This window comes from Ruegeria sp. BHSC043, assembly GCF_059612985.1.
Map to the genome: position 1 here is coordinate 314,986 of NZ_JBXWRS010000002.1, position 26,665 is coordinate 341,650.

Here is a 26,665-nt window from a genome sequence, read left to right on the forward strand (position 1 = left end):
CTCAGGCCCCGTTGATCTGGCGCTGATGGTCGTCGGCATCGAACCAGTCCGACGACGACTGGATTTTGTAATCTGCATCCAGCTCCCATTCTTCCCAGCCGCGTGTGATGACTGCATTGCCGGTCTGGGCATGATGCCCTTCAAGGGTCCAGACGAAAATGGCGTGGCAACCGGCCCATCGCAGCATATCGCAGCGCACCTCAAGATCGGGAAAGTCGGTATGAAAACCGCGCGCCATGTCCGCTATGGCCGCGCGCCCGACGATGGGGTCGCCGCGATTGATCGTGATCTGCCCATCCGACGTAAAGAATTCGGCTACGGCATCGGCGTCACCCGAGCTCCAGGCGATGGCATAGTCGCGGGCAAGATTGTTCAGGGTATCGCGCAAACTGGCCATTATTTTCCCCCTCGCGCTACGGTCTGGGCGCTCCGGAATGGTAGGCCAACCCACGGGGCCACGTCCACGGGGCGGCAAAAAAGGGGCGGGGGTCCGCCGAAACCTCGCCTATTGCGGCATCAGGTGGGTGGTCCCGACGGCGGCGGCGCGGGCCAGATCCAGGTCCAGCGACATGGGAATGTACTCACCCCGGCGCCACAGTTGCGCTTGATCGTCATAGTAGCGCGACAGGAAGTGGCCCGATTGCCCTGTGGCCGTGATGAAGACCGAGTTGTCGGGGTCGGCAAAGTCATAGACCCCGCGATAGCCGGCGCCGTGCACGTTCTGGAACGGATCCGGCCCTTCGCCCGAGGTGCGCCCGCGCAGCAGGGTGTTGTCGCCGCCGCTGGTCGATTGGCGGATGTTAACGAAATAGCGCAGCACCGGAACCTCGCCCAGCACCGGGTGGTCATGGGTGGCTTGGTGGGCATCGCCCCAGCGCAGGGATTCCAGTTGGCTGCCATAGCGCTCGGAAATCCAGACCAGCGCGTCGTCCAAGGCCAGCCGGGCCATGTCGGTGCAGGTTTCCACCGGTGCGCTCTGCCGGACGTCGCACCAGGCCGAGGCCCCGTCGATGTCGCGGAAGACGCGTTCGATGAACAAGGGCTCGACATGCTTGAATTCCTTGGCCAGTGGCCCGAGGTCATCGGCGATTAGGCGGTTTTGCAGCGCGCGGACCCAGGCCGCATAGATCAGCGGCTCGGGCAGGTGCTCGTTCATTTCACCGTTCCATTCGGCTAGCAGGGTCAAGGCAATCTGGCGCTGGCGTTCGGGGGTGCCTTCAGGCGCGGCCTCGCCGGTAAACCACAGGTCGGCACCGATCAACGGCAGCAGTGACCGCGCGGTAAAGCTGACCGTGTCCAGTTGCGCCTCGATGAAGCTGTCGCGGGTGTGCACCTCGCGCGATTGCATCAGGTATTCCCAGCGGTGGACTCGCTGCGTATCGCCCCACTCATAGGACACATGCAAGGGGAAGGGCCGGTCGATGATCTTGTTGTTGGTGTTGCCCAGAACGCCGCCGGTCGGCGCCACAAATTCGGGGTTGTCGGAATAGGGCAGACGGCCCTGCCAGCGGTTTGCCGCGATCCAGCCCGGGGTCGGGATGCGCCCGAGGCTCTGGTTGTTAAGGTCGCGGCTTGGCATTGCGCCGATGAGTTTCATGCCGACGGTCGTCTTGTCGACCACCGACAGGTTCTGGGACGGCGCGATGTACTTCTCGGCCGCGTCGATGGCTTCGCCAACGCTGTCCGCGTTCATTAGGGCCATCGAGGCGCTAATCGAGGTGTCGCGCGGGCTGAGCGCCGTCCAGGACAGCGAAGCCACATGGCCCGGCGGCGTGATGGTTTCTAGGTTGTAATGCGTGCCGGGCAAGACGGGGCCGTTCTCGGTCCAGCGCAGAGTCAGGGTGATCGGTGGCGCGCCCTTGATTTCGATGATCGAGGGGCGCGTCTTGAAGCGTTTGTAGCCGTCGGGCGTCAGGTATTCCTCGGGGTTGTCGGGGTTGATCTTTTCGATATGCACGTCCTGATCGTCGAGGTAGGACGAGGTCAGCCCCCATCCCAACCGGTCGCTGCGTCCGGACATAACCGCCGGAATGCCGGGGATGGTTGCGCCGATGACGCCGCCCTTGGCCAGTTCCAGCCGCGCCAGATACCAGATCCCCGGCGCGGTCAGGCCCAGATGCGGATCGTTGGCCAACAGGGTGCCGCCGCTGGCCGAGCGAGACGGCGCAGCAGACCAGGCATTCGACGCCCCCGCCAAACCGCGTTCGGGAAAGGGTGACAGTGGTGAATCCGGCATGTCTGTCCCTTGGGCATAGCGTGGCATGCCGGGAAAAAGCGCGGAATATTCCGGCAGCGCGGCGATACCGTCACCGGGCACGTCGGGCAGGATATCGGCCAGACGCGCGGGATCGTTCAACATCAGCGATACGCGCGCGCGAAGCACCTCGTCGGCCAGGTGGCCGGACAATTGCACCGCCATGAGCTTGATCAGGGCAATGCTGTCGCCGGGTTGCCAGGGGGCCACGGGAGCGTCGAACAGGAACATTTCGGGCGCGCCACGACCCAAGGCGCGGTCGTTGATCTCGTTGAGGCGCGCGTTCACCCCGGCCGCATAGGCGCGCAGGGCAGCCTTGGTATAGTCGTCCTGAACCTCCAAGGACCGATGCGCCAGCGTGTAAAGGTCCAGCCGCCGCATCAGCTTGTCGATCTGGACGGTGCGCGGGCCGAACAGTTCGGACAGGCGTCCCTGGACGGTGCGGCGCATAACGGTCATCTGCCACAGCCGGTCCTGCGCGTGGGCGTAGCCAAGGCCGAAAAAGACGTCGGGGTCGGACTGGCCCAGGATGTGCGGCACGTTGGCGTTGTCGCGCACGATCTCGACCGGTGCCGAAAGGCCCTTGACCTCCAGCGTCTGGTCATAGTCGGGCAGGGATTGGCTGGCTAGGTAATAGACAAGCCCGATCGCGGCCACCGCCAGAACAACCAGCCCCGAGGCGATCCGCAACAACCAGCGAAAGACCAGACCCATCAGCAGCGCCCCAAATCAACCCATCCAATCGCGGCGGAGGTTAAATCATGCCGCCGCCGACCAAAAGAGCCCGCCCCCGGAAAATACCGGCTGGAAATGAAAAACCCTGCCGTCACGCCGCGCGGAGGGCAGGGTTGGGGCCCGGTCCTGTTCGGATGATCACGGGATGATGCGCGTGTATTTGACGCCTTCTACGGTGGCGCCGATCTGCAGCCCGGCCTGACCGAAGACGGCAGCGAGAACCGGTTTGCGCAGGGTGGTCAGATCGGCCGACAGCTGGTCGCCCTCGTCGCTGATCACATAGCCGATATCGGCGCCCGCGGTCCAACCGCTCGAGCGGCGGAACTCGTTCAGTGCGGCCTGGGTCATGAAGAACAGAACATGCGCATATTGCTGGGCGCCGATCTGCAGCCCCGCCGTTCCCTTGACGGACGAGTAGTAATCGACCGTGGCACCGTTGATGCGCAGCGCGCCGCGACCATAGCCGCCGCCAAAGACGAATCCGGCCTCGGTGATCAGCGGCATGACCAGCATACCGTTGGCTTTGTTGGCGATTTCGACCGTGTTGGGATACCGGGCGAACATCTCGTTCAGCGTGGCATCGACGCGGGCGTCGATCGTGGCCGCGTTCGAATTGCCGACGCCGTTGCCGCAAGCGGCGGTCAGGGTCAGTCCGGCCATGCCGAAGGCAAAGCCGCGACGGCTCAGTCGTGGTGTGTTGGAACTGCTCATGTTTCTTTTTCTCTGTCGATGTGCCTGAAAAGCCGGGTGGTCCCGGTCTTGTGTGCAAGAATACGCCGAACGGCGTGGGGTGTCACGGGAAAACCGGCAGACCAAGGCCGGCTGATCGGCGAAAAATCGCGGAGTCCCGTGGGATTAGCCTTGCAGCAGCTTGGCGACCTGCGGCGCGAAATAGGTCAGAATGCCGTCGCAACCCGCGCGTTTGAAGGCCAGCAGGCTTTCCAGCATCACCTTGTCGCCGTCGATCCAACCGTTCTGCGCTGCGGCCTGGATCATCGCGTATTCACCCGACACCTGATAGGCATAGGTGGGTGCGCCGAACGTGTCCTTGACCCTCCGGCAGATGTCCAGATAGGGCATCCCTGGCTTGATCATCACCATGTCGGCGCCCTCAGTCAGGTCGCGCTGGATCAGGCGCAGCGCCTCGTTCGAGTTGGCCGGGTCCATCTGATACGTCTTCTTGTCGCCGGTGAGCGCGCCCGAAGCCCCCACCGCATCACGGAAAGGTCCGTAGAAGGCGCTGGCATATTTCGCGGCATAGCTGAGGATCATGACGTCATGATGGCCGGCGGCCTCGAGCGCCTGCCGCATCGCGCCAACCCGGCCGTCCATCATGTCAGACGGGCCGATGATGTCGGCTCCGGCCTCGGCCTGGGCCAGCGTCATCTTTACCAGCGCCTCGACGGTTTCGTCATTCACGATCTTGCCGTCCACCACGTATCCGTCGTGGCCGTTGATGTTGTAAGGGTCCAGCGCCACGTCTGTCATCACGGCGATTTCGGGCGCGGCCTGCTTGATCGCGCGGATGGCGCGGTTCGACAGGTTGTCGGGGTTCCACGCCTCGGCGCAATTCTGCGTCTTGAGGCTGGGATCGGTGTAGGGAAACAGGCAGATCGCCGGGATGCCCATCGCTTGTGCCTCGGCAGCGGCCCCGGCGATCAAGTCGACCGATCGGCGTACCACGCCGGGCATCGAGGGCACAGGCTCTTCAATGCCCTCGCCGTCGCGCACGAAGACCGGCCAGATCAGGTCATCAACGGTCAGGGTGTTTTCGCGCACCAGGCCCCTGATCGCCTCGGACTGGCGGGCGCGGCGAAAGCGGCCGTGGGGGTAGGGAGCGATTGTCGGTTTCATGGCGCGTTCTCCTTGAACAGTCGCGCATTGGGTGGCATGAATTCGCGCAGGTCTCAAGGGTACCAATGGCCGCGCCGTTGCGATAGAACCGCCTGAGAATTTTGAAAAAAGGACCGAGTTTGGACTGGTACTCCACGATCTTCGAGCTCATCGACATGCGCAGCTTTTCGAATCTGTGGTACTGGATTGCGCTTGCGGTCCTGTGGTCGACGGCCAGCCATTGGGTGCTGGGGGTTCCCTACGATCTGGTCGTGCGTGCCCGCCGCGTCGGAGGCCAGGCCGAGGCTGACCTGCTGGACATCGTGCGGATCAACACCAATCGAATTCTCTATGTGGCCGAAGTTTCGGGCGTCATTCTTCTGACATTGTGCTGCTTCCTGTTCGCCGGGCTGGCCACGCTGGGATTCTACTATCAGGTCGAGTTCGCACAGGCCGTGTTTCTGCTGTTGTTCCCGATGGTTCTTGTCGGCGCAAACAGCCTGCGGGTGGCCCGGAACCTGCGGCGGCGGGACTTAACGGTTGAAGGTGTATCCAAGGCATTGCACCGGTGCCGGCTGGCAACCCAGATCATCGGTATGCTGGCGATACTGGTCACTTCGATGTGGGGCATGTATCAGAACTTTTCGATCGGCGTTCTGGGATAGAAAATTCGGAAAGGCGAGGCGATGAAGGCTCCGAACCACGTGACAGTCGGCGGCGCCCCCGAGGGGTTCGACGCGCAGTTGGTGCTGAACGAGGTCGCCCGCTCGGGCGGGCCGGTTCTGCATGTGGCGCGCGACGACAAACGTGCCGAGGCGATGCGCGCGGCGTTGCGTTTCTTTGCGCCCGACATGCCCGTGATCCTGTTTCCCGGTTGGGATTGCCTGCCCTATGACCGGGTATCGCCCAACCCCGACATTGCGGCGGCGCGGGTGGCGACCCTGGCGGCGCTGGTGCACCAGATGCCCGAACGCTTTGTTCTGCTGACCACGCTGAACGCTGCCACCCAGCGCGTGCCGGCGCGCGACGTGCTGCGGCAGGCGGCGTTTACCGCACGGGTCGGACAACGCATCGACGAGGCCGCGTTGCGTGACTTTCTGGTGCGGATGGGGTTCAGCCAAAGCCCCACGGTGATGGAGCCCGGCGACTATGCCGTGCGCGGCGGGATCATCGACATCTTCCCGCCGGGCGAGGCAGGGCCAGTGCGGCTGGACCTGTTCGGTGACGTGCTGGACGGCGCGCGCCGGTTCGATCCGGCCACCCAGCGCACCACAGAAAAGCTCGATCTGGTCGAATTGGCCCCGGTCTCCGAGGTGATACTGGACGAAGCCGCCATCACCCGGTTCCGTCAGAACTATCGCATCGAATTCGGTGCGGCTGGTACGGATGATCCGCTGTACGAAGCGGTCAGCGCCGGACGCAAGCATCAGGGCATGGAGCACTGGCTGCCCCTGTTCCACGAAAAGCTGGAAACGTTGTTCGACTACCTTCCGGGCGCGACGATCACGCTGGACGATCAGGTCACGCCCGCGCGTCTGGCCCGGTGGGAAAGCATCGCCGATCAATACGAAACCCGGCGCCTGGCGCTCGAGAACCGCTCGCGCATGGATTCGGTCTATAAACCCACGCCGCCGGGTCGTCTGTATCTGGACGACGCCGCCTGGACCCAGGCGGTGGCGCAGCGGCGGGTGCTGCAGTTCAGCCCCCTGCCGCAGGCCAGCGGCCCCGGGGTGATCGACGCGGGCGGTCGGATCGGGCGCAACTTTGCCCCCGAGCGGCAGCAGGAAAGCATCAGCCTGTTCGGCGCGCTGGCCAGCCACATCAAGAACAAGCTGGAGAAGGGGCCGGTTCTGGTCGCGTCCTATTCCGAGGGCGCGCGCGAACGCCTGACCGGGTTGATCGAGGATGAGGGTCTGGCCGAGGCAATTCTTGTGACCGACGGCTCGCGCATCGGCAAGCGCGGCCTGCACCTGGCGGTCTGGGCGTTGGAGCACGGCTTCGAGACGCCCGACATGACGGTGATTTCGGAACAGGACGTGCTGGGCGACCGGCTGATCCGCCAGCCCAAGAAACGCCGCAAGGCCGAGAATTTCCTGACCGAGACCCAATCGCTCAGCCCCGGCGATCTGGTCGTGCATGTCGATCACGGCATCGGCCGGTACATGGGCATGGAGGTCGTGACCGCCCTGGGCGCCGCGCATGAATGCCTGCTGCTGGAATATGCTGAAGGCGCCAAGCTGTACCTTCCGGTCGAAAACATCGAGCTGCTGTCGAAATACGGGCACGAGGATGGCTTGCTCGACAAGCTGGGCGGTGGTGCGTGGCAGGCCAAGAAGGCCAAGCTCAAGGAACGCATCCGCGAGATGGCCGACCGGCTGATCCGCATCGCGGCCGAACGCGCCCTGCGCAAGGCCCCGATCATGGACCCGCCTCCCCACGCCTGGGAGGAGTTCAGTGCCCGCTTTCCTTATCAAGAGACCGAGGATCAACTGCGCGCCATCGCCGACGTGATGGAGGACCTGCACTCGGGCACGCCGATGGATCGCCTGATCTGCGGCGACGTGGGCTTTGGCAAGACCGAGGTCGCCATGCGCGCGGCCTTTGTTGCGGCTATGTCCGGGCTGCAGGTGGCGGTGATCGCGCCCACAACATTGCTGGCGCGTCAGCACGCCGCCAGCTTCAAGGAACGGTTCCGGGGCTTCCCGCTGGAAGTCCGGCAATTGTCACGTTTCGTCTCGGCCAAAGAGGCGCAACAGACCCGCGAAGGGCTGGCCAAGGGGACGGTCGATATCGTGATCGGCACCCATGCGCTGCTGGCCAAGGGCATCCGGTTCCAGAACCTCGGGCTGTTGATCATCGACGAAGAGCAGCATTTCGGCGTGGCCCACAAGGAAAGGCTCAAGCAACTGCGCTCGGACGTGCATGTGCTGACGCTGACCGCGACGCCGATCCCGCGCACCCTGCAACTGAGCCTGACCGGGGTGCGCGACCTGTCGATCATCGGCACACCGCCCGTCGATCGCCTGGCGATCCGCACCTATGTCAGCGAGTTCGATGCCGTCACCATCCGCGAGGCGCTGCTGCGCGAGCACTATCGCGGCGGGCAGAGTTTCTATGTGGTGCCGCGCATCTCGGACCTGCCCGAGATCGAGGAGTTTCTGAAAGAACAGCTGCCGGAGCTGACCTATGTGGTGGCCCATGGCCAGATGGCGGCGGGTGAGCTGGACGACAGGATGAATGCCTTTTACGACGGCAAGTATGACATTCTGCTGGCCACCACGATCGTGGAAAGCGGGCTGGACATTCCCACCGCAAACACGATGGTGGTGCACCGGGCCGACATGTTCGGGCTGGCGCAGCTCTATCAGATCCGGGGCCGGGTGGGGCGGTCCAAGACCCGCGCCTACGCCTATCTGACCACCAAGCCGCGCGCACGTCTGACCCCGGCCGCCGAAAAGCGCCTGCGGGTTCTGGGCTCGCTCGATACGCTGGGGGCCGGGTTCACGCTGGCCAGCCAGGACCTGGACATTCGCGGCGCGGGCAACCTGCTGGGCGAGGAACAGTCGGGCCAGATGCGCGACGTGGGGTATGAACTCTACCAATCGATGCTGGAAGAGGCGATTGCCAAGATCAAGGCCGGCGAGATGGAGGGGCTGAGCGAAGCCGACGACCAGTGGGCGCCGCAGATCAACCTGGGCGTTCCGGTGCTGATCCCCGAAGACTATGTGCCCGATCTGGACGTGCGGCTGGGCCTCTATCGCCGTCTGTCGTCGCTGTCGACCAAGGTCGAGCTGGAGGGCTTTGCCGCCGAGTTGATCGACCGGTTTGGCCCGCTGCCGAAAGAGGTGAACACGCTGCTGTTGGTGGTGCGGATCAAGGCGATGTGCAAACGCGCGGGCATTGCCAAGCTGGACGGCGGACCCAAAGGGGCCACGATCCAGTTCCACAACGACAAGTTCGCCTCACCGCAAGGTTTGGTCGAGTTCATCCAGAACCAGCGCGGGCTGGCCAAGGTCAAGGACAACAAGATCGTGGTGCGGCGCGACTGGAAGAAGGACAGCGACAAGATCAAGGGCGCCTTTGCCATTGCCCGCGATCTGGCCGAGAAGGTGGCGGCTGAGAAAAAGAAGAAGGCCAGCGCCTGAGGGCGCGGCCTAGTCCCCGGCCACGAATGTGCACAGCTGCCAGGCACCGCTGTCCGATTTCACCAAGGCCGCGCGATAGCCGACCATCGACCACAGGAAATCGGAATAGATATAGCCGCGCGTTCCGTCGGTCAGGATGACGCCCTGATACTCGGCCTCTTCCAGATATTCCGGCACGATCACCACCTCGTGGCTGATCAGGTCCAGAATGGGCGCGCCACGGTTGGGAGCCTGGCGCAGGGTGACATCCTGGCCGGTCACGAAATAGGCGGTGAACGGGTCCAGCGCCGCCGGCAGGGTGATGCGCCACTGGTGCGGCATCCAGAACTCGCCATCCTCGTCGAAATAGCCGGGCTGGGCCAGCGTGGTCTCGAGGTCGCGCCAGTAGTCCTCGCGGATCGTGGCGGCGTGGCGGCGGTCGGATTCGGGCAGGGTCTCGGGATCGACCGTCAGGTTGGTGCGGAACGTCTCGGGGCCGTCCGGGTCGCTGTGGCTGGTATAGATCTCGGGGCAGGTGGCGGCCATAACGCCCTCCAGGTCGCGGTCGGCGACCTTGGCGCGCAGCTCCGCACGGAAGGCTTCAAGCGCCGGGTCGTTGCTGGCCTCGTCCACAGGCGGAAAGGTCTGACGGTCGGCCCAGGCGGGGCCGCAGAACAGTGCGACCAGCGCAGCGTTCAACAGTTTCATTCAGCGGCTCTCATCGCGGCCTGGGCGCAGAAGCATGAGGCGCCGACGCTGTGGTCGGCCCGCGCCAGGGCCAGGTCAAGTCGTTGTCGGATGAGCTGCAATTCCTCTCGCGCGCCGCGCGCCTTGAGGCAATCGTGCAAGCCCTTGAGGCTCCAGACATTGTCGGGATGGATCGAGGCCCGGCCGAGGGTGCGGCCCAACCCCAGATCCTCGCGATAGACGGCTTCGGCCTCAGCCACATGGCCCTGTTCGAACAGCAGCGCCCCCAGCGCGTGGCGGGTGGGCTGCATCCAGCCCCAAGGCTCGTCATAGGGCAGGTTGTCGTCCAACTCGACCGAGCGGCGAAGATGGGCGAAGGCCGTGTCGAAGTTGCCTTTGCGGTACTCGATCTCGCCCCGCAGCATCTCGCGCGCGATCTCCAGCAGGTCGATCACGCGGTTGTTGTGCAACAGGCGGGTTTCGGGCACCCGGTCCTTGGCGACCAGGAACAGCCGTTCTTCGGCTTCGGCCTCGGCCACGTCGCCCGTGGCGGCATGGGCGACTGCGCGGGCATAGTGCGTGGTGGCCGTCACCGTCAGGTACAGGTCGGGATCGGGGGGCAGGGGCAGAGCCTTGGCTTCCTCCCACCGGCCGAAACGGATCAGGATATGCGGTCCCATGGCCATGTAGCTTTCGAAGTAATCCGCCATGGGCGGGCTTTCGATGCGCAGCATTTCCTCGGGCGTGGTGGCCCACAGGCCCTTGTTGGCGCGTAGGGCGGGCTCCATCTGACCCAGGAACAACGCGCCATAGATGACGAAGTGGTAATTGTGCTGGCGATAGCCGGTATAGATGTTGAAAGCGCCTTCGCGCTGGTAGTATTTCAGATCGGCAGTGACCGCCTGTTCGTTCCAGTGGACGACGTTCTGATAGTGGCCGCACAGCACGTCGATATGGGTTGGCATGTGCACCAGATGCCCGGCATCCGGCACCAGCGTGCGCAGCACGTCACCGGCCTTCAGTGCCTTTTCCGGCGTGGGCGACATCTCCATCAGGTGTACGTAGAGGTGCAGCAGGCCCGGATGCGACATCGCCGCCGGATCATGGGCCATGGCCCATTCCAACGCCTCCTGCGCTTCAAGCGTGGCGGCGCCCTCGGCGGGCTGGCCTGTCCTCAGGTCCCACATCTGCCAGGGGGTCAGGTTCAGCAATGACTCTACATAGATGGTGCGCAAGTCCAGATGATCGGGTTGGGCCGCGAAGGCGGCGCGCATGGCGTCGGCGAAGTCGTGGTCCCAGCGGTGCATGTCGGGCGCCGGGTCACGCTGGGGATAGCGGGCGGGCAGGGCGCGGATCAGTTCGCGTTCGACAGGCGTGCAGCGGTCCAGCAGGGCCAGTGCGCACTGGGTCGCGTCATAGGCGCAGGCCAGCGCCTTGGCCTTGCCCGCATCGTCCAGCAGCTCCCAGGGCAGGTTGTAGTTCGGCCCGGCGGCATAGGCCACGCCCCAATGGGCCATGGCGCAGTCCGGGTCATGCTCCAGCGCGCGCTGGAAACACACGACCGCCTCTTCGTGATTGTAGCCGTAGGTCCAGACAAGGCCCCGGTCGAACCACAGCTGCGCCTGATCCGAGGACGTGGTGACGGGGCAGCTATGCGTGCCCAGATCGTAATAGTCGCTCATTCCGGATTCCCCCCTGAATGGGGCGAGCCTAGCGCAGTTCAGGTGCGCTGCACAGGTCAGGCGGGAACGCGGTCTTCGATCCGGCCCATGTGGACCATCAGCCCGAAGGCCAGCACGCACATGGTCAGGATGCCGATGGTCAACGGCCCCAGCGTGCCGTCGAACAGCAGCCCAACCGGTGCGGCGATCGCGGCGGCCAGCACGGTCGAGATCGACCCGATGACCGAGGCCGCCATGCCGGCGATATGGCCCATCGGCTCCATCGCGATGGCATTCAGGTTGCCCATCGTGACGCCGGCCATGAAAAAGACAGTGGTCTGCCAGAACACGAACAGCGCAAACGAGGCCTGCGGCGACAGGTTCGACATATTTAGGGCAATCACCAGCGAGGTGATCAGGATCTGTCCGGCCAGTGCCCAGGTCACCATGCGGCGCATCCCCACGCGCACCACGACGGCCGCGTTCAGCAGGCTGGCCGAGCCGGACATCAGCGCCACGAACCCGAACCAGAAGGGGAAGCTGTCGGCGCGGTGGTGGATCACGTCATAGACCGGCTGCACCATGGTCAGCATGGTGAACAACATGCCCATGCAAAGGGTCTGAACAAAGATCGACAAGCGCACGGTGGGGTGGGCGAACATCTCTTTCACCGCACCGACCATCAGCGGCAGGCGGAACGGGCGGCGGTTTTCCGGGGCGAGGGACTCCGGCAGTCGGAACCCCATCCAGACAATGATCACCAGCGCGAACAGGATGAACGACATGAACACACCGCGCCAACCAGCGAAGGCGATCACGGCGGCACCGGCCATGGGCGCGATGGCAGGCACCAGTGTAAAGATCATCATCGCGATCGACACGATCCGCGCCATTTCCCGGCCCGAGAACAGATCACGGATGATGGCCATGGCAACGACACGCGGACCGGCGGCCCCCAGCCCCTGAGCCACCCGGGCGGCCAAAACCAGCTCCAGCGATGAACTGGCCCAGGCCACGGCCGATGCCAGAATATAGAGCGCCGCGCCGGCGAAGATCACCGGCCGGCGTCCGACCGCATCCGAGATCGGACCGGTGAAGAACGTGCCGATCCCCATGCCCAGAACAAAGCTGGTCAGGATCAGCTGCGCCCGGTTCACGTCATCAGGGCTGAGCTGCGCGCCGATCTCGGGCAGGGCAGGCAGCATTGAATCAATCGAAAATGCGATGGTGGCAAACATCATCGCGATCAGCGCGATGAATTCGGCCCTGGAAATACGGTCAGCCATGCGGGGACTCCTTGCTCCAACGCGCTAACACGACAGGGCAAGGTGGGCTAGGTGCAACCGCGCACAGAACTCTGTGCTATTCTGCAGAGGAGGGCTCAAACTGAGACATGATTTCATCGATGACCTGCGCCCAAAGCTCGGGCGGCTGGGCGCCAGGTACTGCGTGCTGGTTGGCGACGATAAAGGTCGGCACCGAGTTCACCCCCATCTCGCGTGAATGGGCGTCGCGTTTGCGGATGTCGTCCCGGTCGGCGTCGGATTTCAACAGTTTCAGAACCACAGCGGCGTCCATGCCCACGCTGTCGGCGATGTCGGCCAACACCTCGTGGTCGCCGATGTCGCGGCCCTGCACGAAATAGGCGTCGAACAGCGCATCCACCACCTCGTTCTGCTTGCCTTCGATCCCGGCCCAGTGGATCAGGCGATGAGCGTCCAGCGTGTTCGGGGTGCGCTTCATGGCCTCGAAATTGATGTTCAGGCCGGCCTTTTCGGCATGCTCCACCACCGGCGCATAAGCTTGGACCGCACCTTCCTTGCCACCGAACTTGCGTTCCAGGTATTCGCGCCGGTCCATGCCGCCTTCGGGCATGTCGGGGTTCAGCTGGAACGGATGCCATTCGATCACGAACGGATGGTCCGGGACCGAGGCCAGGGCCTTGTCTAGGTTGGTCTTGCCGATATAGCACCACGGGCAGATCGGGTCGGACAGGATATCAAGCTTGACGGTCTGGGTCATTCGGAGGGTGCCTTGAAATAGGCCGGCAGTGCGCGGCGCAGGAGTTTTCCGTTGCCCCCGGTGGGCAGTTCGGGAAGATGGATGAAGGCGCGGGGTTGTTTGTAGCGCGCCAGGTTGGCCTCGACATAAGCGCGCAGGGCGGTTTCGTCCAGTTTTTCCGGCCCGGAATAAAAGGCGGCGATCACGAAGGTGTCCGGTTTGACCTCGACCGCCGCCGCGCCGACCTGCGAGATTCCGGGAAAGCGCGACAGGACGGATTCGACCTCGACCGGGGATACCCGGTAGCCGCCGGCGTTCATCATGTCGTCGTCGCGCCCCAGATAGGTGATCTGCCCATCCACGGCCATCGCCCCTTGATCGCCGGTCAGGAACCAGTCGCCCTGCATACGCGCGCGGGCCTCGTCCGGGGCGTTGAGGTATGTCAGCATCAGCCCCGGGTCCGAGCGGTGAATGGCGATGGTGCCTTCCTGTCCCTGCGGAACCGGTCCGTCAGGCCCCAGGATCGCCACGCGGCGCCCCGGTTGCGGCTGGCCCAGCGCATCGCCGCGCGCAGGGTGGGATGGGCTGGATGAGATGAAGGTCGAGCATTCCGACATGCCATAGGCCTCGTACAGCTCGGTCCCGGTGGCCTGAACCCAGCGTTCGTGCAAGGCTCGCGACAGTTTCTCGCCGGCGCTCAGGCCGTGGCGCAGATCGGGCAGGGGCAGCGTGTCTGCCGCGTTCAGCATCTTGCGGTACACGCCGGGGGCGGCCGCAAAGATCGAGGCGCGGTGGCGGCGCAGCAACCCAGGCAGGTCTGCCGGGTCGGTTCCGGGTTCTGGGATCAGTGCGGTGGCGCCGATGGTCCACGGGTCCATCAGGCCGGTGCCCAACGTGTAGGTCCAGTTGAACGCGCCCGCGTGGCACAGGCGATCGGCCTCGCGAAGGCCGTACCAGCCATCCACCATCATCTGCCGCGCCCAGATCGCGCGATGCGCATGGGCCACTGCGCGTGGTTTGCCCGAGGTGCCCGAGGTATAGACGACATAGGCCATGCGTTCCGGGTCGCCCATGTCGAAGGACGCGGACGGCAGGTTGCGCATGGCGGCAAGGTCGGTCAGGCCGATCTGGTCGGGATGCGCGGCACAGGCCACGGACGGATCGCGCAGAATAGCGGCTGGAGACAGGTCCCGGATCATCCGTTCTGTTTCCGGCTCGGTCAGTTGCGAGGAGGTGGGCACCGGGATCAGCCCGACCGCGATTGCCCCCAGATAGGCGATGGGAAAATCGACCGTATTGCCTAGACGCATCAGCACGATGTCGCCGGGCACGAGGCCCGCACGCAGCAGCCCGGTTCCAGTACCCAGAACTGCGGATTTCAGCTGTGCATAGGACCAATCGTCCGAACCGTCGGCGCGCAGCACTGACAGTGCCACCTTGTCCGGCGTGGCATCGGCGCGCCGCAGCACATGGGCGGCCAGGTTGAATGGCGTAGGGCAGGGCGGCGGTGGCCCTTGATCGAAGATTGACAACATGCGCCTTGGCTATTGCCCTTTGTCACGCGTTGCAAGCGCGCGGCGCTGGCCCTATAGAATGACGCATGACGAGCAAAGACCACAAATCCATCGTACGCATCGCCCGCGACAACGGTACCCATACCGAGCCCGAGCCGGTCGATCTGGGCGCACGCGTGCGTGAGCTGCGCAAGGCGCGCAAATGGACGCTGGAACAGGCGGCCAATCAGGCCGGGCTGGCACGCTCGACCCTGTCCAAGATCGAAAACGGCCAGATGTCGCCCACCTATGATGCGCTGAAAAAGCTGGCGACAGGTCTTGAGATTTCGGTGCCGCAGCTGTTCACCCCGCCCGAGCGTGATCAGGTCATCGGCCGCATGGCGGTGACGCGCAACGGGCAGGGCACCGCGCACGCCACCACGACCTATGAGCACGAACTGCTGGCCGAGACTCTGACCAAAAAGCAGATGTTGCCCTATCGCGCGCGCGTTCGGGCGCGGTCGATGGACGAGTTCGATGGCTGGGTGCGTCACGACGGCGAAGAGTTCCTGTATGTGCTCACCGGCGTAATCCGCCTGTATACCGAGTTTTACGAGCCCGTCGAAATGCGCCGGGGCGACAGCGCCTATTACGACGGCAGCATGGGGCACAACGTGATCTCGGTCAGCGAGGAAGACGCGACAATCCTGTGGGTGACGTCACTGGCCTAGCTGTGCGCCAGTTCGCGGTTCAGTCCTTCGGTGAACAGAAAGTCTTCGACTTCTTCATGGGCCTCGGTCATCGTCAGGTGATGACGTTCGGCCAGATAGGCCTCGAACCGTTTCCTGTCGGCTTTGACGCGTGCCATGTCCTGGTCGCGCAGGTTCGGAAAACGGCGTTTGGCGCGGGCATAGGTCGCGCTCCAGTCTTGTGTCAAATCAGTCCAGTTCAACATCTGCGAGCCTCCCGCGGTTCGGGTTTCAGGACTGCTCTCCTCACTTGTAGCGTACGTAGCGCGATATGGTGTCGCGGGCATGACAAAATGTCGCAGGGCGCTTTGCGCTCTGCACGGCCGGGCATGGGCAGGGCTACAGAGCATGGGGGCGGCATTGACCCCGTCTGACCCGACCGGTCTCAACCGAAGGTCGGCGCCTGCAAACTCTTTTTATGTCGTTCATTTTCCGAAGAGAAGCGGCGACGACTACCCTGGGTCTCGCGCAAGTCGCTCCAATATTTGGGGGGTGCATTGAAGTCAGCCGCTTGATCTGCCGTCGCGCCCGGTATGTGGTCGGACGTGCCCGGGCCCGGTCATGATCTTGTGGTTGGGCGATGTGCCGTTTTTCGCCGATCTTCCGCTAGCGCGCTCAAGTCCGAAGCTGCCCGCAGGGTCAACCGCCCCTGCGGGCCGCGAGTCAGTCTTCGTACCACCAGACGTCGGGCATGAATTGCGGGCCGTCGCCATAGATCGGCAGAGTATCGGGGTGCCGCATCTGTTTGACATGGGCGATGCGACCCACGTCAAAGCTCCAGATCGGTATGACGTAGCGCCCCGCCGTCAGCACCCTGTCCAACGCGCGGGTGGCGGCCACGAAATCCTCGTGGCTTTCCGAGGCCAGCATCGCGTCGATCAGCCCGTCGACGGCGGGCGAGGCCACGCCCATCAGGTTGCGCGTGCCCGGCGTGTCGGCGCCTTCGCTGCCCCAGTACAGGCGCTGTTCGTTGCCCGGCGACAGCGACAGCGCGCGACGGAACGGGGTCATGTCGAAGTCCAGTTCGGAAATGCGTTGGGTGTATTGGGCGTCATCCACTTTGTCGACGGTCAGCTCGATCCCCAGCCGTTCCAGCGCGCGGGCATAGATCTCGGCGATGGCGTCGACGTTCTGCACCACGTTCAGGCCGCCTTGGCTGATGATCAGGTTCACCTTGAACGGCTGGCCTTCGGCGTTGCGGAGCACCCCGTCCTGGATGGTCCAGCCGGCCTGTTCCAGCAGGTCGGCCGCCTTGCGGATGTCACTTCGGTTGCGGACCGAGGCGTCGCCCTTGGGCAGATCGTACCCTTCCAGCGCACCGGGGGGCAGATCATCGGCATAGGGCTGCAACAACTCGGCCACGCGCCCTTTGGCCGGCCCGGGCTGCATGGCCAGGTCGGACCCCGAGAAATACGAGGTGATCCGCGGCTGTGCCCCGCCGGTGAAGGTGCCGTTGATGTATTCGAAGTTGAAGGCGAGGATCAGCGCCTCGCGCACACGCCAGTCGTCGAACGGCGCGCGTCGGGTATTCATGACCAGCCCTGTCATCCCCGACGGTTTCTTGTGCGGGATCTCGGTTGTGACGATGTCGCCCCGCTGGACGGCAGGGAAATCGTACTGCGTGGCCCATTTGTCGGCGTTGAATTCGCGGATGGCTGACAACTTGCCGGCCTTGAAAGCCTCGAACAGAACGGTCTGATCGCCGTAGAATTCGATCCGCATCTCGTCGAAATTCATCGTGCCGCGCCGGAAGGGGACATCCTTGCCCCAATAGTCGGGGCTGCGCTTGAAATTCACGAAACGCCCGGCTTCGTAGTCGTCGATCACGTAAGGGCCGGTGCCGATTGGAATGTCCTGCAGTGGCGCCTCGGCAAAATCCTTGCCCTCCCACTGGGCCTTTTTAAGGATCGGACGCAGGCCCGCGATCAGGGCCAACTCGCGGTCGGGCTCGTTGAAGGTGATCCGCACCGAGCGCGGCCCGGTCTGGTCGATGCTGTCGATCTTGGACCAAAGACCGCGATAGCGCAGGTGACCCTGGGTGCCCAGCGTCTCGTAGGACCAGATCACGTCCTCGACCGTGACCGGGGATCCGTCCGAGAATCGGGCATTCTCGCGCAGGGTGAATTCGACCCAGGATCGGTCGGGCGCGGTGTCGATTGATTCGGCCAGAAGACCGTAAAGCGTGAATGGTTCGTCCCAGGACCGGCCCATCAACCCCTCGTGCGTCCAAAATCTCAGCTGCCAGGGGGCGGTGCCTTTTTGCACGAACGGGTTCAAACTGTTAAAGCCGCCGGTGTTGCCGAACACGACCTTGCCGCCCTTGGGCGCATCCGGGTTGGCATAGGGCAGAGACACAAAATCCGGTGGTAGGGCAGGGTCGCCATACATAGCTATGCCATGGGCCGAATCTGCGAGCGCTGACGTCACGGAAAGCGCGGCGGTGATTCCCGCGATCACAGGGCGAAGCGGGCGAAGAAAATCGGGGCTCATTTTGGAAACAATCCTGCTCTGGCCTTATTTTGTTGGGATTCACCGTACCGATGATTTTTCTTATTTTCAAACTTTTAGCTTGGATGACGGCGCGGAATTGCTTATAAAGGTTCCACTGCTCGATAGGTTTCTTGCCTGTATGAAACCTGCCTCAATAACTTAACGCCCGCTTCGTGCGGGCGTTTTTTTCTGCCTCGAGCTCCGAGTTTCCCGCCCAAAAATTGACCGTATCCGCAACCGGGTCTTTCCCCGTTTATTTTGCAGGTGCAGCATGGCACTGTGTCTCCAAATCATGAATCTGTGGGAGACCCCAAATGAACCTGTCGGGAAAAACTGCAATCATTACCGGATCGAATTCTGGCATCGGGTTGGGCATCGCGCGCGAATTGGCTAAGGCGGGGGCCGACGTGGTTCTGAACTCGTTCACCGACCGCGATGAAGATCACGCGCTTGCGGCCGAGATCAGCAAGGAAACCGGAACCACGGCGCGCTACATTAAGGCCGACATGTCCAAGGGCGAGGAATGCCGGGCGTTGGTCGAACAGGCCGGAGCCTGCGATATACTGGTCAACAACGCAGGCATTCAGCACGTGGCACCGATCGACCAGTTTCCGGTCGAGAAATGGGACGCGATCATCGCCATCAACATGAACTCGGCCTTTCACACGACGGCGGCGGCGCTGCCGATGATGCGCAAGGCCGGGTGGGGGCGGATCGTCAACATCGCCTCGGCGCATGGGCTGACGGCGTCGCCCTACAAGGCGGCTTATGTGGCGGCCAAGCATGGGGTCGTGGGCATGACCAAGACCGTTGCGCTTGAAACCGCGCAGGAGCCGATCACCTGCAACGCCATCTGTCCGGGCTATGTGCTGACGCCGCTGGTCGAGGCGCAGATCCCCGACACGATGAAGGAATACAACATGAGCCGCGAGGACGTAATCAAGAACGTCATGCTCGAACGGCAACCCTCGAAAGAGTTCGCGACCGTCGAACAACTTGGTGGAACCACCGTGTTCCTGTGCTCGGACGCGGCGGCCCAGATCACCGGCACCACGATCTCGGTCGACGGCGGCTGGACCGCGCTGTGATCCGCGGCGCGCGCCGGGGCCGGCGGACATGGTAAAGCGCATCAATCTCGCCCTGCAGGGCGGCGGCGCGCATGGCGCCTTTACTTGGGGCGTGCTGGACCGTCTGCTGGACGACGAAGACATCGAGGTTGCGGCGATCACCGGAACCTCGGCCGGGGCGCTGAACGGGGCTGCGTTCAAGGCCGGCATGGTTCATGCCGGTCGCGATGGCGCGCGCGAGACCCTGAACGCCCTATGGGAGCGGATGGGCGCGGTGGGCGACATGCGCATCGCCAACTGGCTGGCCGGGATGGAGCCCGCCCAGATCGCGCAGGCGATGGAGTATTCCGTGCCGTTCTCGGTGGCCGATACCTGGTCGCGGATGGTGTCGCCCTATGCCTATGGGCCGTTCTACCGCAATCCGCTGACCCCAGTGGTCGAGGCCTTTGATTTTGGCGAGGTCTGCGCCGATCAGGGGCCGCGTCTGTTCGTCTGCGCCACCTGCGTGCGCAGCGGCAAGATCCGGGTGTTCACGGGCGATGAGGTGACGACCGACGCGATCCTCGCCTCGGCCTGCCTGCCGAACCTTTTCCAGGCCGTTGAAATTCACGACCCCGAAACCGACCGGACCGAAGCCTATTGGGATGGCGGCTATACCGGCAACCCTGCGCTGTTCCCTCTGTTCAACGCGGGTCTGCCCAAGGATGTGGTGATCGTGAACATCAACCCGCTGGAGCGCGACGAGGTTCCGAAGACCCCGCAGCAGATCCAGAACCGGATCAACGAGATCAGCTTCAACTCGTCCCTTCTGCGCGAATTGCGGGCGATCAACTTCGTGCAGCGCCTGCTGGCCGAGGGCAAGTTGAAAGCGGGCGAGATGAGCCGTGTCTTCGTGCACATGATTGCAGATGACGCCCTGATGAACAGCCTGTCGGTTGCGACCAAGACTGTGCCAAACCCGGTGGTTCTGCACAGCCTGAAACAGGCGGGACGGGCCGCAGCCGACCGGTTTCTGGCCGATCACAAACCCGATCTGGGTGCGCGCAGCACCGTCGATCTGCCCGCGATGTTCGGCTGATCACTCGGGCGGCTGTGAGGGGTCTTTCTGGTTCGGATAGACCAACCCGGCCGAGATCACCAGCTTGGCGGCATCCTCGATCGTCATGTCCAGCAGGATCACGTCTTCCTCGGGGAAGAACAGCAGAAAACCCGAAGTCGGGTTCGGCGTGGTCGGGATGAACACGCTCAGCAGGCCGCCGCCGGTTTCGGCGCGTTTGTTGATCTCGCCCTTGGCCTCGGTCGAGACGAAGCCGATGGCCCAGATGCCCCGGCGGGGATACTGCACCAGGCAGGCCTTCTCGAATGACCGCTCGGTCTGGGCAAAGACGGTTTCCGAGATCTGCTTGATCCCGGAATAGATCGACCGGACGACGGGCATCCGGTTGACCAGGCTTTCGGCAAAATGGATCAGTGACCGACCCAAAATACCTTTGGCGATCCAGCCGACCAGAACCGTGAAGATCAGGAAGAACAGTACGCCTACGCCGCGCAGGTTGATGCCTACATATTGTTCAGGGCGGAACTGGTGCGGGATCAGGGGCAGAACCGCGCTGTCGATCCAGCCGACCACCGACAGGATCAACCACAGCGTCAGCCAGACTGGTGCGATGACGACGATACCCGTCAGAAACGACGCGCGTAGCCGCGACAGCAGGCCGGGGCGGCGGTGGGGTTCTTCATCAAACGGTGTGTTCATCGCGGTTCCGAGCGGTTTGACGGATTAGTTAATCAGTCCGGCGCCTTGGTACAATAGGTCCGATTGGCGTTCAGTCCGCCTGAGCCTTCAAAGCCTTGGCGATGCCAGCCGCAAGGCGCGCATTGTTGCGCACCAGGGCGATGTTGGCGATCAGGGATCGGCCCTCGGTCCGCTCGTAGATGCGCTGCAGCAGATAGGGCGTGACGGCTTTGCCGGTGATGCGGTGTGCTTCAGCGTCCTGCTGCGCCGAGGCGATAATCGGGTCCAGTTCCTCGGATGGGATCTGATCGGCCTGCGGGATCGGGTTAGCCACCAGTTGCCCGCCGGGCAGACCCAGCGCGCGGCGCGTCGCATGGGCCTTGGCGATCTGCTCGGCCGTATCCATCCGCAGGGGCGCGGCAAAGGGCGACTTGGCCGACCAAAAAGCCGGGAATTCATCCTGCCCATGGGCGATGACCGGCACGCCCAGCGTTTCCAGTACCTCGAGCGTCTTAGCCAGATCGAGGATCGCCTTGGCCCCGGCGGCCACGACCGTGACGGGGGTCTGCGCCAGTTCGTGCAGGTCGGCCGAGATGTCAAAGCTGGTTTCCGCACCACGGTGCACCCCGCCGATGCCGCCGGTGGCAAAGACCTCGATCCCCGCAAAATGGGCGGCGATCATCGTGGCGGCCACGGTGGTGGCCCCGGTGCCGCCCGAAGCGATGCAGGCCGCCATGTCCGCGCGCGAGATCTTGGCCACACCCTGCGCCTGTCCCAGATCCTTCAGCTGATCGGGTTCCAGCCCCACATGCAGCCGGCCGTCAATCACTGCGATCGTGGCAGGAACGGCACCCGCGTCGCGGATGTCCTGCTCGACCTGGGCCGCCACCTCGATGTTCTGCGGGTAGGGCATGCCGTGGGTGATGATGGTGCTTTCCAGGGCAACGATGGGGGTTTCGTCGTCCTTGGCCGCGCGCACTTCGGCGGAATACTGGATGTCGATCACAGGGGGGTCTCTCCGGATACATAGGTTGCGGCGGCAAGCAAGGCGCGGGTCAGCGCCTCGTCGATCCTCGCGCCATTGGCTTCGGCGGCGATATGGGCCGCCATGAACGTGTCGCCTGCGCCGGTCACGCGCGTGACCAGAACCGACGGGGGTTTCTGGGTGATCACCGCTTCGGCACTGGCCACGGTGGCCGAGTTGCCCCCGTCGGTCACCAGCGCACGCAGCGCGCCCCTGTCCAGCAGCGCGCGGGCGGCGGTTTCGGAATCGGCAAACTCGCGCTGGCACAGCAGCCCGGCTTCCTCGAGGTTCACATACAGCGTGGCCCGTCCGTGCTTGAGGAAAGGCAGCAGCCGCTCGGCCTTGCCGGGCGACGCCGGGGCCACGCGCAGGTCGGCACGGGCGAAGGCCGGGCTGACGGCGATTTCTTCCAGAAGGTCCAGCGTCAGGTTGCCGTCCAGCGCGATCTGGCCCTCGAACGGGGTGTTTTCATACCCCAGCGGGCCATGGATCAGCGGGCGCAGGATCTTGGCACCGGCAGCCTCGAGAGAATGGGCGTCGGCGATAGCGGCGATCAGGCCGTTTGCGCCTTCGACCGCCATGTAACGGTCGGTGGGCAGGTCTTGCGAGCGGTAGACATGGGTCGTGTCCATGCCCAGCCGCTTGCAGGCGTGAACCAGCTCGTCGCCCTCGGGGTCGCTGCCGATGGCGGTCAAAAGGGTCGGTGTCATGCCGAAGCGCACAAGCGTCATGGCGATGTTCATCGCCACGCCACCGGGCAGGCGCGTGATGCGGCCGGGCACATCCGAACCCTGCCGCATGTGGCTGGCGGATCGTCCGATCACGTCCCACAGGACGGACCCGATACACAGGATGTCAGAATTCCGAGTCATGTCCTCGTCATGCCGCAGGGTCGCCATGGGCGCAAGCCGGAAGGGTGCGGAAACGGGCCGCCCTGACCAATCGGGCTTGTCAAACGCCTGTATCCCGGAAACACTCGGGGCCAGTGCTTAGATTTATTTCTGGATCCTTCGGGATGGTTTTGATCATTCGCTTGCTGGCGGTTCTTTGGCATCATTTTCGGCCTATCCGTTACCTTTGTGCTTTTCTTGTTCTGGCCGGGCCGGTTGCGGCGCAAGGCGCAGGCCGGTCCGTCGTGGAGTTTCAGGTCAAAGGCGACCGGGTGCTTGTGGAAATCACCCTGAATGCCGAGGCGTTGCTGGCCGGGCTTGACCCGCAGACCGTGGCGCAGGGGGGCGGCAGCGCCGACTATGCACGGTTGCGCCGCTTGCCTTCCTCGGAATTGGAACCTTTGCTGCACGCGCGTGTGGCGGTGTGGAAAAACGCTCTGACGATCGATGCGAACGGCCCGGTCGAACTGTCCTACGAGGGTGCGCGTATTCCTGTGGTGGGCGATTCCGACAAACCCAGGCTGTCTCGGGTGTTGCTGGTCGGTACATTGCCGCCCGGGGCGACCGAGGTGCGCCTGACCTGGCCTGCCGGGTTCGGCCCGGTAGTTCTCAGGCAGACGGGCGTCGACGCACCCTATACCGGGTTGCTGGAGGGGGGCGAGACCAGCCCCGCCATTCCCTTGCGCGGCGGAGCAGGGATGGGGCCACGACAGACTGCCAAGACCTTCTTTCGGCAAGGCGTGGCACGGATTTGGCAAGATAAGGGGCAGCTTCTGGCATTGGCCTTGGTGCTGGTTTTTCTAAACCTGCGGGTGCGCCCCCTTCTGGCGCAATTCGCCGCCCTGGCGCTGGGTGTTCTGCTGGCGCAGCCGCTGGGATTGTCCCGCCTGCTTCGGTTCGGGGACGAGGCGTATTGGCTGGCGGTCGCCGGGGCCATCGTCATTCTGGCGACATGGAATCTGATCGGGTCGCGGGCCGGTGCGTTGCGGTTGGGGGCGGTTTTCCTGACCGGCGCGATACTTGGCTTGGGCCTGTCGCACGAACTGATCCGGTTGGGGGTTCCACCCCTTCACGTCGTGCCGGCCCTGCTGGGCTATTCGGGCGGGGTCTTGCTGGGAATCGCGGGTGTCGCCGGACTTGCATATGCCGCAGTGACCGTGTTGTTGCCCGATGTACCCCGGTTGCGGGGACGCATTTCGACTGTCGCATCGCTGATGCTGGCGGGTCTGGGTCTCTACTGGGTCGCGCTGCCGGTCCTGCCGCTCTAGCGCATCGGCGCCAGCAGGGTGTCGAGCGCGCGCAGCGGGTCGTCGTTGCCCCAGATCTCGTCACCGACCCCGAAAAAATCGGTGCAGGGCGCGAGGTCGGCCACCAACTCGGGCGTCAGGCCGCCTTCGGCGACCACCGGAACCTCGATCATCTCGGACCACCATTGGAACAGGTCGCGTTCCGCGCGGGCTCCTTTGCCCAGAGACATATCTCCCACGGGTCCGAAGGCCACATAGTCGGCCCCGGCTTCGCCCGCGGTCATCCCGTCATGGCGCGAGGTTCCGCAGAAGCTGCCTACGATGGCATCCGCCCCCAACTCCTTGCGCGCGGCCCGGACCGAGCGGGCCGCATCGTCCAGATGCACCCCGTCCAGCCCCAGCCGTTGCGCCAGCAGGACATGGTTCGAGATCACCAGCGCCACGTCGCGCGCATGGGCCACCTCGCGGCAGGCGTCGGCCGCGCGGGCGATGGCGTCCTCGTCGCTGCCGGCCAGCGCCAGCCGGATGCAGGCGATCTCGGTCCCGTCCAGAACGCGGGCCAGCCGGTCGGGGAAGGTGGCCGGGTCGATGGTCGGCGGGGTGATCAGATAGATCTGAGGCTGCTCGGGGGTGTCCATTGGCGGATCCTTCGCGGTTGGTCTTTGGCGCGGTTTAGCCGATTGCGGCGGGGAAGCAAACTTTATTGCCCGCAGACCGGCCGATTTGCAATCGGGCATGGCGGCCGGGCTTGCCCTGTGGCAAAGGCGGCAGTATGGCAGGCGCAACTTTCGGAGATCAGGATGCCTAGCGACAGACCCCAGCCCTCATTCGTGCTTGTGCGCCCGCAGATGGGCGAAAACATCGGCGCCGCGGCCCGGGCGATGTGGAATTTCGGCCTGGACCGGATGCGCATCGTTGCCCCGCGCGACGGCTGGCCCAACCCCAAAGCCGTGGCCATGTCGAGCGGTGCCGGGCGGCTGCTGGACGAGGCGCAGCTGTTCGACGATCTGGCCGGCGCTTTGGGCGACCGCACATTTGTGTTTGCCACCACCGCCCGTCAGCGCGGCCTGACCAAGCCCGTCTACAGCCCCGAGCGCGCCATGCAGATCGCGGCCCAGAAGGTGGCGGCGGGCGAAAAGGTGGCCGTGCTGTTCGGGCCTGAGCGGGCCGGTCTGGAGAATGAAGACATCGCCAAGGCCAATGCGATCATCTCGGTGCCTGTGAACCCCGAATATGCCTCGCTGAACCTGGGGCAGTGCGTGTTGCTGACCGCCTATGAGTGGATGCGCCAGACCGGCGACGTGGTGCACGAGGCCACCGATCTGGGCAAAGGCGACTGGGCCACCGGCATCGAGGTCGAGAAACTGGCCGAGCATTACGAGCAGCGGCTGGAGGAGGCCGGGTTCTTCTACCCTCCGGAAAAGGCCGAAGGGATGAAGGTGAACCTGCGCAACCTGTGGTCGCGCATGCGCATGACGCGGGCCGATGTGCAGATGCTGCACGGGATCATGCGTCAGATGGTCCGCTGGAAGGACAAAGGCTGAGGCTGGACCTTCGCGGGCACTGGCCCTAGCTTGCGGGAAAATCAAGGACATGAGGACGGCATGAGCGGCAAGCGCAGCATCTTCGAAGAAGTCTCGGGTGAACAAAAGCAGGAAATGGTCCAGCCCGGCATGATCGACCGCGGCCGGGGTGGCGCGCGCAAGGCCATCCGTACCTGGCTTATGATCCTGTTCGCACTTGTCGTCGTGATGATCGCGGTGGGCGGGCTGACCCGCCTGACCGACAGCGGCCTGTCGATCACCGAATGGCGCCCGGTCACTGGGGCGATCCCGCCGATGTCGGAGGCGGACTGGCAGGCCGAGTTCGACAAGTACAAACAGATCGACCAGTGGCGGATCATGAACCAGTGGATGGAGCTGGATGACTTCAAGACCATCTACTGGTGGGAATGGGGCCACCGGCAGCTGGGCCGGGTGATCGGTCTTGTCTGGGCGCTTGGCTTCTTTGGCTTTCTGGTGCTGCGCAAGATCCCCGCAGGCTGGACCGGGCGCCTTGTGATCCCGGGACTGCTGGGCGGCGTTCAAGGCGCTGTCGGTTGGTGGATGGTGGCCTCGGGGGTGACGCAGGGCGAGGGGATGACCGCGGTTGCCAGTTATCGTCTGGCCACCCACCTTGGCCTTGCGTTCGTGATCCTGGGCTTTCTGGCCTGGTACATCTTCATGCTAGGGCGCGAGGAACGCGACCTGATGCAAGCCCGCCGCGCTAAAGAGGCGCGGCTGTCCTCCCTGTCGACCGGGCTGCTGCACTTTGCCTTTCTGCAGATCCTGATCGGCGCATTGGTGGCTGGCATCGACGCCGGCCGGTCCTATACCGACTGGCCGCTGATCGGCGGGCAACTGCTGCCGCCGGACGCCACCGCGCTTGAACCGCTGTGGCGCAATTTCTTCGAAAGTCCGGGACTGGTGCAGTTCATCCACCGCTGCGTAGGCTATGCACTGTTCGCCTTCGCCATTTTCGTCTGGCGGCGCGGCAGCAGCAGCGCCCACCCGCAGACGCGGTTCGCCTTCAACGCCATGTTCGCGGCGCTTTCGCTGCAGGTGGTCGTGGGCATCTTCACCGTGGTCTACGGCGCGCCCTGGCAGATCGCCATCTTCCACCAGTTTATGGCCGTG

The 26,665-nt window shown here is 64.1% G+C and carries 23 protein-coding genes; 8 read left to right on the top strand and 15 right to left on the bottom strand.

The genetic code is table 11. From position 1 onward, the window contains the following. Position 1: 1 nt before the first annotated feature. From AC2FMM_RS06630 to hemB, 4 genes are all read right to left on the bottom strand, one after another. A complete protein-coding gene (locus AC2FMM_RS06630) occupies positions 2-397 on the bottom strand; it encodes an SgcJ/EcaC family oxidoreductase (protein ID WP_496711418.1) in 396 nt (131 codons plus the stop codon). Between the two features lie 108 nt (positions 398-505). Further along, entirely contained in the window at positions 506-2,968 is a 2,463-nt protein-coding gene (locus AC2FMM_RS06635; protein ID WP_496711417.1) for a penicillin acylase family protein, read from the bottom strand. A 159-nt stretch (positions 2,969-3,127) separates the two neighbouring features. Then, positions 3,128-3,700 carry a lipid-binding SYLF domain-containing protein gene (locus AC2FMM_RS06640; RefSeq protein WP_496740619.1) on the bottom strand — a complete coding sequence of 191 codons (573 nt, stop codon included), beginning with the start codon at positions 3,698-3,700 and terminating at the stop codon, positions 3,128-3,130. A 144-nt stretch (positions 3,701-3,844) separates the two neighbouring features. Next, positions 3,845-4,843: a porphobilinogen synthase gene (gene hemB / locus AC2FMM_RS06645; RefSeq protein ID WP_496796117.1), complete on the bottom strand. Its 999-nt coding sequence runs from the start codon at positions 4,841-4,843 to the stop codon at positions 3,845-3,847. Between the two features lie 119 nt (positions 4,844-4,962). Between hemB and AC2FMM_RS06650 the strand changes: the two genes are divergently transcribed. Both AC2FMM_RS06650 and mfd read left to right on the top strand, forming a co-directional pair. After that, entirely contained in the window at positions 4,963-5,487 is a 525-nt protein-coding gene (locus tag AC2FMM_RS06650; RefSeq protein WP_496796118.1) for a component of SufBCD complex, read from the top strand. A 21-nt stretch (positions 5,488-5,508) separates the two neighbouring features. Further along, positions 5,509-8,967, top strand: a complete 3,459-nt coding sequence (gene mfd / locus AC2FMM_RS06655) for a transcription-repair coupling factor (RefSeq protein WP_496796119.1) — start codon at positions 5,509-5,511, stop codon at positions 8,965-8,967. 9 nt (positions 8,968-8,976) lie between these two features. Here the strand turns inward: mfd and AC2FMM_RS06660 are convergent, their stop codons facing one another. The 5 genes from AC2FMM_RS06660 to AC2FMM_RS06680 form a co-directional block, all read right to left on the bottom strand. After that, positions 8,977-9,654 carry an SH3 domain-containing protein gene (locus AC2FMM_RS06660; RefSeq protein ID WP_496796120.1) on the bottom strand — a complete coding sequence of 226 codons (678 nt, stop codon included), beginning with the start codon at positions 9,652-9,654 and terminating at the stop codon, positions 8,977-8,979. Beyond that, complete coding sequence (locus tag AC2FMM_RS06665) at positions 9,651-11,315, bottom strand: tetratricopeptide repeat protein (RefSeq protein ID WP_496796121.1); 1,665 nt, start codon at positions 11,313-11,315, stop codon at positions 9,651-9,653. Before AC2FMM_RS06665 ends, AC2FMM_RS06660 begins: the two co-directional genes overlap by 4 nt. 56 nt (positions 11,316-11,371) lie before the next feature. Continuing rightward, a complete protein-coding gene (locus tag AC2FMM_RS06670; RefSeq protein WP_496678126.1) occupies positions 11,372-12,580 on the bottom strand; it encodes a multidrug effflux MFS transporter in 1,209 nt (402 codons plus the stop codon). A gap of 76 nt (positions 12,581-12,656) precedes the next feature. Further along, the gene (locus AC2FMM_RS06675) at positions 12,657-13,316 is read right to left on the bottom strand and encodes a DsbA family oxidoreductase (protein ID WP_496796122.1); all 660 of its coding nucleotides are present in this window, start codon (positions 13,314-13,316) and stop codon (positions 12,657-12,659) included. Then, positions 13,313-14,830 carry a class I adenylate-forming enzyme family protein gene (locus tag AC2FMM_RS06680; RefSeq protein WP_496796123.1) on the bottom strand — a complete coding sequence of 506 codons (1,518 nt, stop codon included), beginning with the start codon at positions 14,828-14,830 and terminating at the stop codon, positions 13,313-13,315. The genes AC2FMM_RS06675 and AC2FMM_RS06680 overlap by 4 nt, the downstream gene beginning before the upstream one ends. A gap of 65 nt (positions 14,831-14,895) precedes the next feature. Here AC2FMM_RS06680 and AC2FMM_RS06685 point away from each other — a divergent pair, with 65 nt between their 5' ends. Further along, a complete protein-coding gene (locus AC2FMM_RS06685; protein WP_496796124.1) occupies positions 14,896-15,519 on the top strand; it encodes a helix-turn-helix domain-containing protein in 624 nt (207 codons plus the stop codon). Here the strand turns inward: AC2FMM_RS06685 and AC2FMM_RS06690 are convergent. Together AC2FMM_RS06690 and AC2FMM_RS06695 are read right to left on the bottom strand one after the other, a co-directional pair. Beyond that, the gene (locus AC2FMM_RS06690; protein ID WP_490360565.1) at positions 15,516-15,743 is read right to left on the bottom strand and encodes a hypothetical protein; all 228 of its coding nucleotides are present in this window, start codon (positions 15,741-15,743) and stop codon (positions 15,516-15,518) included. The genes AC2FMM_RS06685 and AC2FMM_RS06690 overlap by 4 nt on opposite strands. A 457-nt stretch (positions 15,744-16,200) precedes the next feature. Beyond that, positions 16,201-18,027 (bottom strand): extracellular solute-binding protein, encoded by a 1,827-nt coding sequence (locus AC2FMM_RS06695; RefSeq protein ID WP_496796125.1) that lies wholly within the window; start codon positions 18,025-18,027, stop codon positions 16,201-16,203. Between the two features lie 314 nt (positions 18,028-18,341). On the opposite strand from AC2FMM_RS06695, the gene AC2FMM_RS06700 reads away from it, so the two are divergent. Continuing rightward, positions 18,342-19,115, top strand: coding sequence for a 3-hydroxybutyrate dehydrogenase (locus AC2FMM_RS06700; protein WP_496678138.1), 774 nt, complete (start codon positions 18,342-18,344; stop codon positions 19,113-19,115). 28 nt (positions 19,116-19,143) lie between these two features. Next, positions 19,144-20,172, top strand: coding sequence for a patatin-like phospholipase family protein (locus AC2FMM_RS06705; protein ID WP_496796126.1), 1,029 nt, complete (start codon positions 19,144-19,146; stop codon positions 20,170-20,172). Here AC2FMM_RS06705 and AC2FMM_RS06710 read toward each other — a convergent pair whose 3' ends face one another. The 3 genes from AC2FMM_RS06710 to AC2FMM_RS06720 form a co-directional block, all read right to left on the bottom strand. Continuing rightward, positions 20,173-20,850 (bottom strand): DUF502 domain-containing protein, encoded by a 678-nt coding sequence (locus AC2FMM_RS06710; protein WP_496796127.1) that lies wholly within the window; start codon positions 20,848-20,850, stop codon positions 20,173-20,175. A 70-nt stretch (positions 20,851-20,920) separates the two neighbouring features. Beyond that, the gene (locus AC2FMM_RS06715; RefSeq protein WP_496689111.1) at positions 20,921-21,835 is read right to left on the bottom strand and encodes a pseudouridine-5'-phosphate glycosidase; all 915 of its coding nucleotides are present in this window, start codon (positions 21,833-21,835) and stop codon (positions 20,921-20,923) included. Next, positions 21,832-22,725, bottom strand: a complete 894-nt coding sequence (locus AC2FMM_RS06720) for a PfkB family carbohydrate kinase (protein WP_496796128.1) — start codon at positions 22,723-22,725, stop codon at positions 21,832-21,834. The genes AC2FMM_RS06715 and AC2FMM_RS06720 overlap by 4 nt, the downstream gene beginning before the upstream one ends. Before the next feature lie 143 nt (positions 22,726-22,868). On the opposite strand from AC2FMM_RS06720, the gene AC2FMM_RS06725 reads away from it, so the two are divergent. Then, a complete protein-coding gene (locus AC2FMM_RS06725; RefSeq protein WP_496796129.1) occupies positions 22,869-24,011 on the top strand; it encodes a HupE/UreJ family protein in 1,143 nt (380 codons plus the stop codon). Here AC2FMM_RS06725 and AC2FMM_RS06730 read toward each other — a convergent pair. Beyond that, on the bottom strand, positions 24,008-24,628 hold the full coding sequence (locus AC2FMM_RS06730) for a thiamine phosphate synthase (RefSeq protein ID WP_496796130.1): 621 nt from the start codon (positions 24,626-24,628) through the stop codon (positions 24,008-24,010). The two genes, AC2FMM_RS06725 and AC2FMM_RS06730, sit on opposite strands and share 4 nt — an antisense overlap. 162 nt (positions 24,629-24,790) lie before the next feature. Here AC2FMM_RS06730 and AC2FMM_RS06735 point away from each other — a divergent pair, with 162 nt between their 5' ends. Together AC2FMM_RS06735 and ctaA are read left to right on the top strand one after the other, a co-directional pair. Further along, on the top strand, positions 24,791-25,534 hold the full coding sequence (locus AC2FMM_RS06735) for an RNA methyltransferase (RefSeq protein WP_496678147.1): 744 nt from the start codon (positions 24,791-24,793) through the stop codon (positions 25,532-25,534). Positions 25,535-25,594: 60 nt separating this feature from the next. Next, positions 25,595-26,665 (top strand): heme A synthase (ctaA, locus tag AC2FMM_RS06740; protein WP_496796131.1); only part of this gene is annotated, 1,071 nt, incomplete at its 3' end.